The sequence below is a fragment of the Pedobacter hiemivivus genome (assembly GCF_005144565.1).
Classification (GTDB): Bacteria; Bacteroidota; Bacteroidia; order Sphingobacteriales; family Sphingobacteriaceae; genus Pedobacter; species Pedobacter hiemivivus.
Genome location: NZ_SWDX01000003.1, coordinates 23,269 through 39,934, shown reverse-complemented (window position 1 = coordinate 39,934; position 16,666 = coordinate 23,269). Strand labels below are relative to the sequence as shown.

The following is a 16,666-nucleotide window of genomic DNA, read 5'->3' as shown; positions in this document are numbered from 1 at the left end:
TCAGCTAATTGCTGAGCCAGATAACTAAAATTAATTGTTGCAACAACCAAATATTTATTAACCTAACGAACCAAATGTATAAAAAAAATACTGTAATCAAATGCAGCGCATATTACTTTATTCCATCTAGTTTTTTTCTAAAAATGAAGTTACTTATTGCTATTTGGATGGTTGCTTTAATGCAAGTTTCAGCGGCGAGCATCGCACAAAATGTGAGTTTAAATGTGAAAAATGCGCATATAGAACATGTCTTTCATGAATTAACCAGGCAAACTGGCTTTCACTTTTTTTATGATGTAAAGATCATAAAAGAGGCGAAGCTTTTAACTTTAAAAGCCCGTGATTTACCACTGACTGATGTGCTGTCTATTTGTTTTTTAAATCAACCTTTCACTTATCATTTTGATGGAAAGGATATCATTATCAAATCAAAAATTAAGAACCCATCGACAAATGCGGAGATTAAAATTACGGGAAAAGTAAGCGATGAAACATCCAAACCATTAATTGGAGCTATAGTTCGGGTAAAAGATTCAAAAATTACAACCATAACGGATAAGAATGGAAATTATAGCATAGCTGTCCCTAACGAAGATGCCGTATTGGAGTTCGTTTTTATAGGGTACATCAAACAGGAACTAAAAGTTGGAAACAGGAAAACGCTAAATGTAAATTTAAAGCTTAGCGATACCGGTTTAGATGAAGTGGTGGTAATTGGATATGGCACACAAAACAAATCTGATTTAACAGGTTCCATCGCCTCTATAAAAGCCAAAGATCTGGAAAAATCAAAAGCCGTTTCTTTTGCCGAAGCACTGCAGGGGCGGGTTTCTGGAATTCAGATTACTTCAAACTCTGGTGAACCTGGAGCCGGTGTTGATGTGAACATCCGAGGGGCAAACTCCTTCTCCTCCGGAGTACAACCGCTATATGTTATTGACGGGGTGCAAATAGATATCAATAATGGAGAAGTGTCGGGATCAGGTTATGGAAATACCTCCTCACTTAATCCTCTAGCGAATATTAATCCAGCTGATATTGCATCCATAGAAGTTTTAAAGGACGCTTCGGCGACTGCAATTTTTGGTTCCCGTGGCGCCAATGGAGTCATTATTGTAACCACTAAGGAAGGGGTAGCAAATACTTCAGTCTTAGAGTTGAATACCTATTGGCTATCCTCAAAGGCCACAAAGAAAATAGATTTATTGGGCGCTGCAGATTATACAGCTTACAGGTATGCCATTACACCTCAGGATCCTTTGTGGGCTGATGATATAGATGGGGATGGAATCTATGATAAGATGAAAGACAATACGGGTCTAAAATCATACGATTGGCAGGATTTACTTTTAAGAAGCGGCCTGTCTCAGAATTATAATTTAAACTATAGTGGGGGAACTCAAAAGACAACTTTTTCCAGTTCATTTGGTTACTTAAATCAGCAGGGTTTAGTTAAAAACAATTCCTATGATCGGTATAGTTTAAATCTAAAAGTGAATCATAATGCCACACCTAGATTCAAAATTGGTACAACGATAAATGCATCCTATTCAGAAAGCGAAGGTACAGCTACTAATGGTGGCGATGGTCCTCGGAATTACAATGGTTTAATACAGAATTTATTACTTTATAAACCTGTGAATGTGCCTGAAGAGGGGGATGTTAGTTCTGATCCTGATAACAGTGGACTGGGAAGTCCAGCTGATTTTGTCAACTATTCTGTTAAAAATGTTCCGACCTTAAGGTTGATCGCGAGTGTAAATGCGACGTATAAAATATTTGATAATTTGAGTTTAAACTCCAATACCGGAACTGTACTGACGGACTCAAAAAATAAGGAATGGTATCCTTCTACAACATCATGGGGCTACAATACAAATGGACTAGCGATGTTAAATACAAGTAGTTCTGCAAATTGGTACCATACCAGTACCTTGACTTTCAAACATAAATTCAGTAAAGATCTCAATTTAACGGTTTTAGGTGGTTTTGAACTTAATTCCTATACTTACGAGAGTTTTAGAATGCGTGGGGAGAATTTCGATATTCAGACCATAAATGCGGTGGATAATATTGGCACAGCAAAAATACTTGCTTTCCCGCCTACCACTGATAAGTACAAGTACAATCGTTTATCACAATTTGGGAGGCTGAATTTTAATATAGCCAACAAATACCTGTTTACCGCAACATTAAGGAATGATGGCTCTTCAAAATTTGGGACGAAGAATAAGTATGCATTATTTCCGTCGGGTGCTTTCGCCTGGAAATTGTCTAATGAGAACTTTCTTAAGAACGTAAAAGAAATATCTGAAATAAAAATCAGAACCAGTTACGGTATAACTGGTAACGATCGGATTGCTGCTTATCAATCTTTGTCAGGTACTGTGAATGCTTATTATTCAGGGAACGACGGGAATGCGGTTTTAGGAATTGCGCCCGCTGTATTGGACAATAAGAATTTAAGATGGGAGGCTACACATCAATATGATTTGGGTTTGGATTTAGGGCTATTTAACAACAGAATTGCTTTAACGGTTGACGCTTACTATAAGCAAACTAAAGACTTATTAATCAATACTGATATTGCTGGTCATTCTGGCTTCATTAAGCAATGGCAAAATATAGGTCGGGTCGATAATAAAGGGCTGGAATTTGCCTTAAATACCGTTAATGTAAAAACTAAAAACTTTAACTGGTCGAGTAATTTTAATATATCTTTTAATAGAAACAAGGTTGTTTCCTTAGGGGACGTAGAATACCTTCCTGTAACGGTAAGTGGTAGTTTGATTCGGAATGTGGGTAGAGTGATTGTTGGCCAGCCAATAGGGACGGCTTATGGCTATGTATTTGACGGTATTTATCAAACTGATGATTTTATACAATCGGGTTCTACATTAACCTTAAAACCCGGTGTTGCAGTGATGAGCAGCAGAGCGGCTAAGCCAGGCGATTTTAAGTATAAGGATTTAAATGGAGATGGTGTTGTTGATGATGTAAACGACAGGACGATTATCAGTAATAGCAATCCTAAGCATTTTGGAGGCTTTACGAATTCATTTACTTATAAGAATTTCGATTTGTCGCTACTGTTTCAATGGTCATACGGTAATGATATTTTAAATTCAGGGAAATACAGATATGAGGCTGGCCAGAATTATTATGCAAATGTAACTACCGAGTACTGGAACAATCGCTGGACAAGTACTAATCCCAGTAATACTTATGCCGCATTAACAGGCCTGGGAAAAATAGAGACCTCAAGTTATTATGTTGAAGATGGATCTTATTTAAGATTAAAAAACATCAATCTGGGTTACAATTTTGAGGAGAGCAAGTTAAAGAATTACAAAATAAGAGGGATCCGGTTTTATGTTACAGCGGAGAATTTAGTAACCTGGACCAAATACACGGGTTTTGACCCTGAAATATCTTCTTATACTTCGTTACTGCCGGGTATTGATAATATATCTTATCCACGCGCCAGAACATTCACATTTGGCCTTAATTTAAAATTTTAAGCATATGAAATTAAAATATTTACTATCCTGCAGCATTATTTTGTTGTCAATATTTAATGTAGGTTGCAAAAAGTTTTTAGAAGAAACCCCTTATTCATTTGTAGCTACTGATAACTTTTATAAAACGGCAACCGATGCTGAACTGGCTTTAACGGGTGTATATGATGTGCTGAATGCAAGTACGATACAAGGTGAAGGTGGTTCGAGTACCTGGGGAAGAGGTATGCAATTTTTAACTTCGATGGGCTGCGATGAATTAATTACAGACGCTACAAAAATTACCAGTGATAATAATTTTGTAACGATTGCAAATTATACCTACACCTCCGAAAATACCATACTAAGAAGCAGCTGGTTTTTCCTTTATGCTGGGATTACCCGGGCAAATTTCATCATTGAAAGAGTGCCGGCTATAGCCATGAATGAAACCCGGAAGAAGCAGATTTTAGCTGAAGCCCACTTTTTAAGAGGAATGTATTATGCTTATTTGGGCTGGTTATTTGGTGGGGTACCGGTTGTAAATTCAACCAATGTAAACTTAAATCAGGAAAGATCTACGCTTAAAGAGGTGATGTCACAAGTAGAATCTGATTTTAAAGTTGCTTATCAGGATCTACCAAATCGAAACCCTAAAGTAGGAAGGGTAAATAAATATACTGCAGCAGGTTTTCTGGTTAAATTGTATGTCTATTTAGCCAGCTGTAAAGAAAATAGTGTAGGCGAGGCGTTAAACTTTCCATTAAACAGTTTTGGCTGGGTTGATAAAGATAAATTTTATGCTGAGGCCTTAACCATTTGCCAGGATATTTATACCCAAAGTGGTTATTCGCTAATTCCTTCATTTAATCATTTGTTCCTGTCTGCTACAGAAGAAACTGCCAGAAACGAACAAATGATGTTGGTGCAGGCTGGTGCTGGTGGGAATAACGAATATATTTATTATTTTAATTTAGCCGGACCTACTGGAAACTATTTGACTGTAGGCGGCACAGCAGGCTGGATGCGTCCAATGCGTGAAGCTTATACGCGTTTTAATGTTAATGACAGCCGAAGAAATCTTAGTTTTAGTGGTAACATAGCTGCAGCAGCGACTTCCCAAGTCATCAATGGACGTAAATATTTTACCCCCACTACTGTATCTGCTAGCTTATCTAATATTTGCTTAAACAAATGGAGAGAGGATGATCCTGTAGATAGAGCTGCAAGAGGTATTCCTGCAAATTCTGGTGAAACCGATTATGGTATATTACGTTATGCTGATGTTTTGCTCATGTATGCAGAATGCAAATATAAAGCAGGTGATGAACCTGGAGCTAGAGCGCTTTTAAAAGAAGTTCGAACCAGAGGGAATACCCCGGCAAATTTGAATACGATTACTACCGCCTATTTCAAAGCAAATTTTATGGATGAATTAATTGATGAAAGATCCAGAGAACTTTTGGGAGAGGGTTGGCGAAGATTTGATTTAATCCGCTTTGGTAAACTAAAAGATGTGGTTGCCGCTTTAAATACAAGTATAACTTTTCCAACGGTCAACGTAACGGCGGTAAAAGATAATTTTAAGGATTATAAAATTTGGTATCCCATACCAAGAAGAGAGTTAGACACCAATAAAGAACTAATCCCGAACCCAGGATACACGAATTAACATTATAAAATTATGAGATTAAATAAAAGTATACTGCTTTTAATGGCTCTGTTTTGTCTGACAAAAAGCTATTCAAATGAATATAATATATTGAAATACAATGCGGTAGGCGATGGAAAGACGAATAATACTAAGGCAATACAAAATGCATTGGATGATTGTTCAACACAAGGTGGTGGAACCGTAATTGTGCCTGCAGGAACATTTGTTACCGGGATGATCATATTGAAAAAGAATACAGATTTGCACCTGAAGATGGGGGCTGAGCTTAAGGCGGATGCTGCTGTCCCTATGTTTAAAAGTTTGGTTTTAATACAGAATACGGAAAACGTAAGTATAACTGGATTTGGTGTTTTAAATGGCAACGGGAAAAATTTTGTGATCGAAGAATCTAATCCCAATCGACCTTACATCGTATTTGTAAACAACAGTCGCAACGTCAACATTAGTCAGGTTACCCTGTTAAATTCTCCTTCCTGGTCGTTACGACTGTTTAATAGTGAGAAGATAAAAATACAGCGGGTTACGATATATTCTCATGCGAATTACAATAATGATGGGATTGATATCGATAGTAGGGATGTCGTCATCTCAGATTGTATTGTGGACAGTAGTGACGATGCCTTATGTTTAAAAAGCGATAACCCCAAACGCTTCAGTGAAAATATTACAGTGACAAATAGCATATTTTCTTCCAACTGCAATTTTATAAAAATGGGTACGAGTTCTTTTGGAGGATTTAAAAATGTAACCATCTCTAATTGTGTGCTTAAAAAGGCTTCGGAATCACCATTGCTTGATTGGAGGAAAAAGTCGAATAACTCGATTCTGGATTCTATAACAGGAATTGCGGGTATAGCCTTAGAGATTGTCGACGGCGGGACTATGGATCAAATAAATATTTCTAATATAACGATGACTGGTGTTCAAACGCCAATATTTATTCGTTTGGGAAGTAGAAAGAATCCAACGGGAACTTTAAAAAATGTAATTATCAGTCAGGTTGTAGCTACTGCTGAAAGTAAAATTACAAGCTCTATTACAGCTGTCCCTGGGTTTTATGTAGAAAATGTCATCCTAAAAGACATGATTTTCAATCTGCCTGGTGGAGGAACAAGTAAAGATGCCACTCGAAGTATTCCAGAGATGGAAAAGGGCTATCCAGAAAATAGAATGTTTGGCTGGAGCTTGCCTTCATATGGTTTTTATATCAGGCACGCTAAGAACATTCAGCTCAATAACATTCGGTTTAATTTGAAAAATGAAGACCAAAGGCCAGCTGTTTGGTTAGAGGATGTACACGATTCTTCCCTAAATATTGGCGAGAAGGATGCATCCAATGTGAAGCAAATCAATACCAGCAATGTTAAAATCAATAAACTTTAGTTGCTGCAGCCGTATGAATAAAATACATTTCATCAGTTTGCTTTTGCTAATTTTTAATGCTGAATTATTGCTTGCCCAATCGCTTAACAATGCGAAATACATTAAGCCATTAATTGGTACTGATGGCACAGGGCATACTTTTCCAGGTGCAACAGTTCCATTTGGTTTTGTGCAACTGAGTCCTGATACTGATTTTCAGGGCTGGGATCATTGTGCCGGTTCTCATTATGCGGATACAAGCATTTTGGGATTTTCGCACACGCATCTTAGCGGAACAGGAGGGAAGGATTTAGGTGATATTTTATTGATGCCTTTTACGGGTAAGACAGTCAAGGATAGCTACCGAAGTCGCTTCTCTCATCAAGCTGAAACTGCTGCTGCGGGTTATTATTTTGTAAAGTTACAGAACTATGATGTGGAGGTAGCCTTAACCGCTACACAACGTACAGCTTTCCATCAGTACAAATTTAACTCAGGCGAACAGGCGAAAATACTATTGGATTTAAGGCATGGGTTGGTGCAGAATGAAAAGCGATTGGAATCTCATGTGATCAGTTCGGCCCTTAATTTGGAGGATGCGCATACGATTTCAGGTTATACGATATCCAGCGGTTGGGCAGGTAAACAACATGTTTATTTCAGTATTAAGCTTCAAAAACCAATAATGGCTGTTAAATGGCTTTCTGATTCATTAGCAAAGCAGAATCAAAGAGTTGTTTTAATCTTTAATGAAAAGGAATCCGTACAACAAATAAAGGTTGGACTATCTACCGTTAGCATAGCCAATGCAAAGGATAATCTACTTAGAGAAAGTCCCAGTTGGAATTTTGAGGATCTGAGAAATAATGCGCTAAAACTGTGGGATAATTACTTGAATAAAGTAAATATTGAAGGTTCAAAAAAGCAAAAGGAAATATTTTATACAGCAATGTATCATGCTTTAATTGCGCCAAATAATATAGCCGATTTAAATGGCGATTACAGGGGGGCAGATAATCAGGTTTACAATGCTAAAAGTAAATCCTATTATTCGACGCTTTCGCTTTGGGATACCTATAGGGCATTGCATCCATTGTATACCATTTTGTATCCTAAGATAACCAATGAAATTGTTGAAACTATGCTTGCTCATTTTGATGTGCAGGGATACTTGCCAATTTGGACACTATGGGGGCACGAGAACTATTGTATGATTGGTAATCATGCCATCCCCGTAATTACGGATGCCTATTTGAAAGGTATTCGAAATTACAATGTTGATAAGGCTTTTGAAGCTTTAAAAATAAGCGCAACGGTAAACCATCAAAACTCAAGATGGGACTTGTATCAGCAGTTCGGCTACTTACCAGCTGACAGCATAAAGAAAGAGTCTGTTTCTACAACGTTAGAAAGTGTTTACGATGATTGGTGTATTGCTCAAATGGCTAAAAAAATGGGTAAAGCCAGCGATTATGCCTATTTCGATAACCGATCAAATTTCTACAAGAATTTATTCGATAAAAAGACAGGTTTTATGCGGGCAAAAAATGCAGATGGGAGCTGGGTTGGTGATTTTAATCCATACAAAATATCGCATGCTAGTTCTTCAGGCGGACCTTATACCGAGGCTAATGCATGGCAATATACCTGGCATGTACAGCATGATGTGAATGGCCTTATAGATCTAATGGGCGGTAAAAGGAAATTTGCCGCAAAATTAGATTCCTTGTTTACAATCAGTTCCAATATTGACGCTGAGGGCTCAACAGCAGATATCACTGGTTTAATAGGGCAATATGTTCATGGTAATGAGCCGAGTCATCACGTCGCTTATTTATACAGTTATGTTGATGAAGCCTGGAAAACGCAAAAGCGTGTCAGTCAAATTGTGAAAACGCTGTATAGCGATACGCCTGATGGAATAAGTGGAAATGATGATTGTGGACAGATGAGTGCCTGGTATATATTTAGTACCCTTGGTTTTTATCCTGTAAATCCAGCAAATTCTGAATATGTATTTGGAACGCCAGCGTTTAAATCTGCTGAGTTACAGTTGGGTAGCAAGAAGTTCAAAATTACAGCTGATAACTTATCAGAAACCAATATTTATATACAAAGAATAGAATTAGATGGGAGACCATACGCTAAAAAATATATCTATCACAACGATATCATGAAGGGCGGACATTTAAGATTCTATATGACCAATAAACCTAAAAAATAAGATGAAATACAAATCTATATCAGCAATATGTCTTTTGGCAGTGATATTACTCGCTTTTAAGGCACCGGTAAAGTTTAAACTGTTTGTTTTAGGCGATAGCATATCTCTCCAGTATGGACCGTTTTTAGAACAGAATTTAAAAGAGAAATTTATTTATCAGCGTAAAATTGGTGGTCCAGAAGCCTTTAAAAATTTAGACATTCCAAATGGTGCAAATGGTGGTGATTCTAAAATGGTGTTGAATTATTTGAGACTAAAAGAAAATGATAAATCATTTAATCCGGATGTTATGTTGTTAAACTGTGGTTTGCATGATATCAAACGTGATAAAGACACAAAAGTCATTACTGTTGATTCCGTTACCTACCGAAAAAACCTGATTGAAATTTATAAAATCCTGAATAAGAAGAAAATCAACTTAATATGGGTTAGCAGTACAGATGTTGTGGATGCTATTCATGCTAAGAACAAGAATTTTTATCGCTTTGAAACAGATCTGCTCCAATATAATGAGATTGCGAGACAGGTATTTGAAAGTTTTAAAGTTCCCATCATTGATTTATACAGCTACACTAAAAATTTGGGCGGAAATAGGTTTGTTGATCATGTTCATTACAATGTAGAAACCCAATCACTACAAGCAGGCTACATCGCAGGTTTTCTGTCTTCTTATGTTCAATTCAAAAAATAATCAATTAAAATAAAAGAAATGAAGAAAATAATATTCAGCTGTATGTTTATGGTTTTATTGGCCATAAATGATCTGTCAGCGCAAATCAAAAAATATGATTTAGTGGTTTATGGTGGGACGGCATCGGGGGTAATGGCGGGGTATGCTGCGGCCAAAGAAGGATTGAAAGTCGCTATTTTAACCCAAAATAAACATGTGGGTGGCTTAACTACCAGTGGTTTGGGGAATGTAGATAAAGGGATGGACCAAACCATAGGCGGATATACCCTTGATTTTTTTAAACGGGTTGGGAAAAAATATGGCTCTGATAAGCCAGCCTATAGCTTAACGCCACTAGTTGCAGAACAAACATTTTTAGAGATGATCAAGGAATCTGGAGCAGAAGTGTTTTATGATGCCAGATTAGTCGAAAAAACGGGTGTAGTCTTAAAAGGTAAAAAGATTGAAAAACTGATGCTGGAAAATGGACAGGTTTTTTCAGCTAAAGTTTTTGTTGACGCGACTTATGAGGGTGATTTAATGGCTTGGGCTAAAGTGCCTTATATTGTAGGTAGAGAGAGCAAAGCGAAATATAATGAACCGCAAGCTGGACGGGGCCTGCGTGGTTATAAGCCGATTAAATTGAATAGTGCAGATTTAAATGACATTAAGAAAATTGCCAAAGAATTTCCATTAGACTATATTTTTGCAGCTGTAATACCACAGGGTGAGGGAGACAATAAGACTCAGGCTTATACTTTTCGTTTAACCTTAACCGCTAAGGAGGGGAATAAAGTGCCATTTAAAAAGCCTTCAAGTTATAACCCGCTGAGGTATAAAAGCCTATTAAAAAAGATATTACGTGAAAAGATTGTTTCTTTTGATAAGGTTTGTACAATTTATCCGCTTCCAGATGAAAAAACAGATATTAACCATTTGGACCTGGATAATGCCAGTCACCAATATCCTGATGGTTCGTATTTGCAGCGGGACTACATTTGGCAATACCATAAGGATTACACGGAAGGTTACTTATATTTTGTAGCGAATGATCCGGAAGTACCAGAAGCTTTAAGAAAAGATGCGCAACGCTATGGCCTTGCAAAGGATGAGTTTGTAGATAACGAAAATTGGCCTTATTTACTTTATACACGTGAGGGCAGAAGAATGTTAGGTCCCTATGTAATGGTGCAACAGGATGCCTGGGAAAATGCCAAAAAAGATGATGTAATTGGAATGGGTTCATACTTTTTAGATAGTCATGAAGTGCAAAAAACGGTTACCCCTGATAACTATTTAATAAGTGAAGGTGGTATGTTTTATACTTCATATAAGCCATATCAAATTCCCTACAGAAGTTTAACATCCAAAATAGAAGATTGTGAGAATTTATATGTGACCATTTGTATGTCTGCCTCGCATGTGATTTATGGTTCTTTAAGGATGGAACCGGTTTTTATGATTAATGGGCATGCAGCTGGTGTGGCTGCGGCATTGGCTGTAAAAAATAATGTGCCTGTTCAAAAAATAAATGTAAAACAGTTGCAAAGCAAGTTGGTGGAGCAAAAACAGATTTTTGATGTCCCTTTAAATCCTGATACTTATATTTTGAAAGATAGGTTTACAGGACTTATTGTAGATGATTTTGAAGCAGAAAAAATAGGTAAATGGACATGGGCCAGAAACCAGCGATTGGTGCCTTTTATGCTAGGTGGTTTCCAATTGGCAGAACAAAGCCTAACTGAAACGGCTGCTCATCTCTATCAAACTACATTGCCCAAAACAGGCTCTTATGAGGTTTTTACCATGTATGTACCATCGAAAGATAGAGCTAAAAAAGCAAAAATAATTTTGGGGACTGAGGAGGGCGACAAGGTTGTTTATGTTGATATGACCAAAAAACCGGCAGATGGGTATTGGGAATCTTTAGGCGTTTTCAACTTTAAACAAGGAACATCTTATCGCTTTAAAATATCCAATGAAGGAGAAGGAGGATTGGTTGTTGCGGATGCTTTAAGGTTTGTTATGAAATAAAAAAAGGGCAAACAAAATAGATCGCTGTTCTGGTATTTTATTGCTAATTTTGTTAGTAATGAAAAGATCCGGAACAGCTGATTTACCTTTACATTATGGTTTGGTTCCCAAGTGGCTTGCCGAGCGAATGTCGCGTTTGGGCCTAGCCATTACAGAAGCCATCATTGCAGAGTATGGGACTGCGGAGGTTTTGCGTCGTTTAAGCGACCCTTTCTGGTTTCAAAGTCTGGGTGCTGTAATGGGAATGGACTGGCATTCTTCAGGTATTACCACTTCGGTGATGGGCTCTTTAAAAGCAGCGATCAATCCTTTGTATAAAGAACTGGGCATTTATATCTGTGGGGGCAAGGGGCAGAAATCCCGGAACACTCCTGATGAATTGCTGCGCTTTGGGGAACGAATCGGGCTAGATGGGATGGAATTGGTGCGCTGCAGCAGATTGAGTGCTAAGGTAGATAATACGGCCATACAAGATGGATTTCAGTTATATACCCACAGTTTTGTCGTAAATACTGAAGGTCTTTGGACTGTTGTTCAGCAAGGTATGCAAAATGGTGGTTCAACAGCAAGGAGGTATCATTGGCATTCTGCGGGAATCACTTCTTTTGTAGAAGAACCGCATACTGGGATTTGTGGCAATAACATGGGACAGATTCTAAACCTGACGGCTAGAGCCGCTCAACCTTCCAAAACTGCGATGCTGGCTATGACTAGCGAACATCCAGATCGGATGATTGCTGAAGCGCGTAGATTGATTATACCCAATCATCATGAGGTTAAAGCAAAAGACGTGGATTTGAAAAGATTAGGTGCCATGCTTTGGTTAACCCAGGAAAAACAACCTGCGGACTTTGAAGAATTGCTATTGTTAGAAGGCATGGGGCCAAGGACCTTGCAGTCTATGGCTTTGGTGAGCGAGGTGATTTACGGTACGCCATCTCGTTTTGATGATCCTGCACGCTTTTCCTTTGCTCATGGTGGTAAAGATGGTCACCCTTTTCCCGCACCTATCAAAGTATACGATGAAACCATTAGTGTATTGAGTAAGGCGGTGCAGCAGGCAAAAATAGGGCAGAGCGATAAATTACAAGCCATACAACAATTAGGTATCCTATCCCGCAGGGCAGAAAAAGACTTCATTCCGAATGATAATTTTGATGCCTTAATTGAAAAAGAACGTCGTGATTCCTGGAAGTACGGTGGTAAAACTGTTTTTGGCGATGCTAAGCGGCCTGATGAAGGGCAGCTTCAGCTACAGTTTTAGATTCCTTAGGGAGTGCTAGTATAAAACAAGGAGTTCGAAAGGAATCTCAGAGGAGTTTGAAAGGAGTATTAGTCCTACCAGAGTCCAAACACTCCTTTCAGACTCCTAAAAGGGATACGGCGTTTCCGAAACGGAGAATTAATAGGGAGTCAACATGGAATTGAAAAGGAAAAGCACCGGAGAGACCATCTATCGCCAAACATTCAACATCAACGACAAGCAAAATATTGTTCCCAAATTCTATTTTGACGGAAAAAGGTTCAGTGAGGGCTACACTTACCCGAATCCGCAGGGAGATGAATATATCGCAAATTTTTATTTGGAGCCTTCGGGCGGTGCTACTTATGTAGATATCAACATTGATGTACTAGAGTATTATTACGATAGTACCACGGCCGATCCTCTTGTCGTAGTAAACACTACTACCACCCCAATAGCTGAGCATGTTAAGCCGGGGGAATGGACATCTTATCTGAAGGTTCAAGTAACAATGGTGAGCCCGCAACAAAGTGGTACCGAACTTTATCCGATTGTGGTGGTCAGGGATGCAAAGACCAAAGACTATTATATCAATAAAAACAGGGACGAAAGTACAATTAACATGGAAGTTCCATATGATGGGGTTTCTCCGGGTAAGGTACAGAGCGTGTATCTAAATAGGAAATGGAGTGGAGAAAATAAATTTTATCTGGAGGCATTTGATCTTGTCCAACTGTTCCCAAGTTAAATTTTCATCTTCTTTCTTCCATATCATTTAATCCCCAGATCGCCATCGCATTTAATACTGGCTGGAGTTTTGCTCCAGCTGGTGTTAATGAATAGGTTACAAAAGGAGGAACAACAGGTTCTGCAGTTCTAAGGACCAGGTCATCTTCCTGTAATTGCTTCAAATGTTGGATCAGCATCTTTTCTGTGATTTGAGGAATTGCCCGCTTTAGCTCACTATAGCGCTTGCTGCCATTTGAAAGATGATATAAAATAATAGGCTTCCAATGCCCACCGATCTTGTTCATTACATAGGTAACTGGACAGAAAGTAGCAGAAACCTGTTTATTATAATTACGTGTAGAGTTTTCTTTAATCGCTGTCATAGTTACATACTTTGGGGTAAGTACTTGTATAAAAGTAAGTACAAATATACCTTTGTAATCAACAATTTAAAATATAATATTATGAATTTTACAATCACAGGATCACTCGGTCATATTAGTAAACCATTGGCAGAAACTTTAATTGCTGCGGGACATCAGGTCACTATTATTAGTAGTGATGCAGCTAAAGTTAAAGCTATTGAAGAACTTGGTGCAACAGCCGCCATCGGTTCTGTAGAAGATGTTGCTTTTTTAACCAAAACTTTTTCGGGTAAAGATGCTATCTATACCATGGTTCCACCAAATTTTGGCGCTTCAAATGTCAGGGAATTTATTTCGAGTACTGGTAAAAAGTATGCTGAAGCGATAAAGGCTTCGGGTGTAAAACATGTTGTTAACCTAAGCAGTATTGGTGCACATTTAGCTAGTGGTACAGGACCCATTGCTGGTTTACACGATGTAGAGGAAATTTATAGTGAGCTGGACGGTGTAGCTGTTAAACACCTGCGCCCCGCATATTTCTACATCAATTTCCTGGCAAATATTGATATGATTAAACATGTAGGTATTTTGGGTTCTAATTATGATGGCGAAACGCCATTCGTATTGGTACATCCTAATGATATTGCAGCCGTAGCTGCTGAAGAATTGCAGCAAACATTTGAAGGTAAAAGTATACGATATATCGCTAGCGATGAAAGTACTGCAGCAAATGTGGCAAGTGTATTGGGAGCTGCGATTGGTAAGCCAGAACTTCCATGGGTTGAGTTTACCGATGAAGATGCTTTACAGGGAATGGTACAGGCTGGCTTGCCTGAGCCGATGGCTAAAAGTTATGTAGAAATGGGGGATGCGATAAGGAGTCGTAAATTATTTGTAGACTATTTTAACCATAAACCTTCATCGTTAGGCACAATAAAGCTCGAGGATTTTGCAAAGGAATTTGCGAAGGCATTTTAAAAGAGCTTTGGATTTGATAGCTTAAGCGTCTTCATAAATGACCAGTGATATATAGAATTTGAAATTAAATTCTTGTATATTACTGGTCATTTTGCGTTGTAGCTATATGCTTCGAATAGAATGTGACCAAACCATATATAAATGAACGAATTCGAAATCAAAAAATCGGGCATCGAATATGATGCTATTGTAGTAGGCTCTGGTGCAGGTGGTGGGATGGCTGGATATGTGCTTGCTAATGCGGGTCTAAAGGTTTTAATGCTCGAAGCAGGTGCTTATTTTGATCCCCGTATTGATTCTCAACAATTAAAGTGGCCCTGGGAATCGCCCAGAAGAGGTGCCAAAACAACACGTCCGTTTGGTGATTTTGATGCATCTTATGGGGGCTGGGAATTGGAAGGCGAGCCCTATACCCAAAAGAATGATTCTGAATTTGCATGGTTTCGGTCGAGAATGCTAGGTGGTCGTACTAATCACTGGGGACGTATTTCTTTAAGAATGGGACCGGATGATTTTAAACCGAAAGACGGACTTACGGATGATTGGCCACTTACTTATCAGGAGTTGAAGCCATTTTATGATAAGGTAGACCGAATGATCGGCCTGTATGGCACTGTTGAAGGAATAGAAAGTGAACCTGACGGTATTTTTATGCCCCCGCCGAAGCCAAGGCTTACCGAGCTTTTTATAAAAAAGGCAGCGCAAAAGGTTGGAGTGAAAGTGATACCTGGCAGGGGCTCTGTATTGACTGAGGCTTTACCTAATAATAAAGATCGTGCGCCTTGTTTTTATTGCGGACAATGCGGCCGCTCGTGTAAGGTATATGGCGATTTTTCTTCTTCTTCGTGTCTGGTAATACCGGCAGTTAATACAGGAAATCTGACTGTAATTACCAATGCAATGGTTAGAGAAGTTTTAACGGATAAAAGTGGCTTGGCTACGGGGGTATCTTATGTAGATACGAAGGAACTGCAGGAGCATCAGGTGCGTGGTAAAATTGTTATCCTTGGTGCGAGTGCTTGTGAATCTGCACGTTTATTGCTTAATTCTAAGTCAACCGCTCATCCTGACGGTTTGGCCAATAACAGCGGTGTGGTGGGCAAGTACCTGCATGATTCAACTGGTGCCAGTATGAGTGGCTTTTTGCCACAATTGGTAGACCGGAAAAGGTATAATGAAGATGGTGCAGGCAGTGTACACATCTATTCGCCCTGGTGGCTGGATAATAAGAAACTTGATTTCCCACGTGGTTATCATATAGAATATGGCGGTGGATTTCGAGTACCTGGTTATGCTTTTGGCTGGGGGATGGAAGAGAAAAACGGAACGGTGCCTGGCAAGGATGGAAAGATGAAAGCTGCAGGTGGATATGGTGCTGGTTTAAAAGATGATTATCGTCGTTTTTTTGGAACTGGTGTTTGGATGGCAGGTAGGGGGACGGCTATTGCAAGAGAAAGTAATTATTGTGAAATAGACCCGGAAGTGGTGGATAAATATGGTATCCCGGTACTTCGATTCAATTATAAATGGGCACCGGAGGAAGTGAAGCAGGCTAGACATATGCAGGAAACTTTTAAAGAAATTATGCATGCAATGGGGGCTGTGGCCAGTGAAACTCATGGCGCGGATACTAATTATGGTTTAGAGGCTCCAGGTAAGATTATTCATGAGGTAGGTACGGTAAGGATGGGGGATGACCCCAAAAAATCCGCTTTAAACAAGTGGTGTCAGGCGCACGATTGTAAAAATCTTTTTGTAGTGGATGCGGCTCCTTTTGTCCAACAGGGTGATAAAAACGCAACCTGGACTATTTTGGCGCTGTCTATGCGTACCGCTGAATATATTTTGCAACAAAAAGAAAAATTAAACATTAGCTGATCAAATTAATA

The 16,666-nt window shown here is 38.8% G+C and carries 11 protein-coding genes; 10 read left to right on the top strand and 1 reads right to left on the bottom strand.

Going from position 1 to position 16,666, the window contains the following annotated elements; genetic code table 11:
* Positions 1 to 143 precede the first annotated feature (143 nt).
* The 8 genes from FBD94_RS07320 (at position 144) to FBD94_RS07285 (ending at position 13,453) form a co-directional block, all read left to right on the top strand.
* The gene (locus FBD94_RS07320; RefSeq protein WP_169472243.1) at positions 144 to 3,521 is read left to right on the top strand and encodes a SusC/RagA family TonB-linked outer membrane protein; all 3,378 of its coding nucleotides are present in this window, start codon (positions 144 to 146) and stop codon (positions 3,519 to 3,521) included.
* A gap of 4 nt (positions 3,522 to 3,525) precedes the next feature.
* Positions 3,526 to 5,169: a RagB/SusD family nutrient uptake outer membrane protein gene (locus tag FBD94_RS07315; RefSeq protein ID WP_136879706.1), complete on the top strand. Its 1,644-nt coding sequence runs from the start codon at positions 3,526 to 3,528 to the stop codon at positions 5,167 to 5,169.
* A 12-nt stretch (positions 5,170 to 5,181) separates the two neighbouring features.
* Entirely contained in the window at positions 5,182 to 6,555 is a 1,374-nt protein-coding gene (locus FBD94_RS07310; protein WP_136879705.1) for a glycoside hydrolase family 28 protein, read from the top strand.
* 13 nt (positions 6,556 to 6,568) lie between these two features.
* Positions 6,569 to 8,758 carry a GH92 family glycosyl hydrolase gene (locus FBD94_RS07305; RefSeq protein ID WP_169472242.1) on the top strand — a complete coding sequence of 730 codons (2,190 nt, stop codon included), beginning with the start codon at positions 6,569 to 6,571 and terminating at the stop codon, positions 8,756 to 8,758.
* Between the two features lies 1 nt (position 8,759).
* Positions 8,760 to 9,449 (top strand): SGNH/GDSL hydrolase family protein, encoded by a 690-nt coding sequence (locus FBD94_RS07300; protein ID WP_136879703.1) that lies wholly within the window; start codon positions 8,760 to 8,762, stop codon positions 9,447 to 9,449.
* Between the two features lie 18 nt (positions 9,450 to 9,467).
* Entirely contained in the window at positions 9,468 to 11,462 is a 1,995-nt protein-coding gene (locus FBD94_RS07295; protein ID WP_136879702.1) for an FAD-dependent oxidoreductase, read from the top strand.
* Positions 11,463 to 11,520: 58 nt separating this feature from the next.
* Positions 11,521 to 12,726 (top strand): DUF763 domain-containing protein, encoded by a 1,206-nt coding sequence (locus FBD94_RS07290; RefSeq protein ID WP_136879701.1) that lies wholly within the window; start codon positions 11,521 to 11,523, stop codon positions 12,724 to 12,726.
* Positions 12,727 to 12,880: 154 nt separating this feature from the next.
* A complete protein-coding gene (locus FBD94_RS07285) occupies positions 12,881 to 13,453 on the top strand; it encodes a hypothetical protein (protein WP_136879700.1) in 573 nt (190 codons plus the stop codon).
* Positions 13,454 to 13,457: 4 nt separating this feature from the next.
* On the opposite strand, the gene FBD94_RS07280 is transcribed toward FBD94_RS07285, so the two are convergent.
* Positions 13,458 to 13,817, bottom strand: a complete 360-nt coding sequence (locus tag FBD94_RS07280; RefSeq protein ID WP_136879699.1) for a winged helix-turn-helix transcriptional regulator — start codon at positions 13,815 to 13,817, stop codon at positions 13,458 to 13,460.
* 81 nt (positions 13,818 to 13,898) lie between these two features.
* Between FBD94_RS07280 and FBD94_RS07275 the strand changes: the two genes are divergently transcribed.
* Together FBD94_RS07275 and FBD94_RS07270 are read left to right on the top strand one after the other, a co-directional pair.
* Positions 13,899 to 14,777, top strand: coding sequence for an NAD(P)H-binding protein (locus FBD94_RS07275; protein ID WP_136879698.1), 879 nt, complete (start codon positions 13,899 to 13,901; stop codon positions 14,775 to 14,777).
* A gap of 141 nt (positions 14,778 to 14,918) precedes the next feature.
* Positions 14,919 to 16,655 (top strand): GMC family oxidoreductase, encoded by a 1,737-nt coding sequence (locus tag FBD94_RS07270; RefSeq protein ID WP_136879697.1) that lies wholly within the window; start codon positions 14,919 to 14,921, stop codon positions 16,653 to 16,655.
* Positions 16,656 to 16,666 lie beyond the last annotated feature (11 nt).

Excerpts from the sequence above, each read along its gene's own strand:
- FBD94_RS07295 (WP_136879702.1), top strand. The coding sequence starts at position 9,468 with ATGAAGAAAATAATATTCAGCTGTATGTTTATGGTTTTATTGGCCATA.
- FBD94_RS07275 (WP_136879698.1), top strand. The coding sequence starts at position 13,899 with ATGAATTTTACAATCACAGGATCACTCGGTCATATTAGTAAACCATTG.
- FBD94_RS07305 (WP_169472242.1), top strand. The coding sequence starts at position 6,569 with ATGAATAAAATACATTTCATCAGTTTGCTTTTGCTAATTTTTAATGCT.
- FBD94_RS07285 (WP_136879700.1), top strand. The coding sequence starts at position 12,881 with ATGGAATTGAAAAGGAAAAGCACCGGAGAGACCATCTATCGCCAAACA.
- FBD94_RS07270 (WP_136879697.1), top strand. The coding sequence starts at position 14,919 with ATGAACGAATTCGAAATCAAAAAATCGGGCATCGAATATGATGCTATT.
- FBD94_RS07320 (WP_169472243.1), top strand. The coding sequence starts at position 144 with ATGAAGTTACTTATTGCTATTTGGATGGTTGCTTTAATGCAAGTTTCA.
- FBD94_RS07280 (WP_136879699.1), bottom strand. The coding sequence starts at position 13,817 with ATGACAGCGATTAAAGAAAACTCTACACGTAATTATAATAAACAGGTT.
- FBD94_RS07290 (WP_136879701.1), top strand. The coding sequence starts at position 11,521 with ATGAAAAGATCCGGAACAGCTGATTTACCTTTACATTATGGTTTGGTT.
- FBD94_RS07300 (WP_136879703.1), top strand. The coding sequence starts at position 8,760 with ATGAAATACAAATCTATATCAGCAATATGTCTTTTGGCAGTGATATTA.
- FBD94_RS07315 (WP_136879706.1), top strand. The coding sequence starts at position 3,526 with ATGAAATTAAAATATTTACTATCCTGCAGCATTATTTTGTTGTCAATA.
- FBD94_RS07310 (WP_136879705.1), top strand. The coding sequence starts at position 5,182 with ATGAGATTAAATAAAAGTATACTGCTTTTAATGGCTCTGTTTTGTCTG.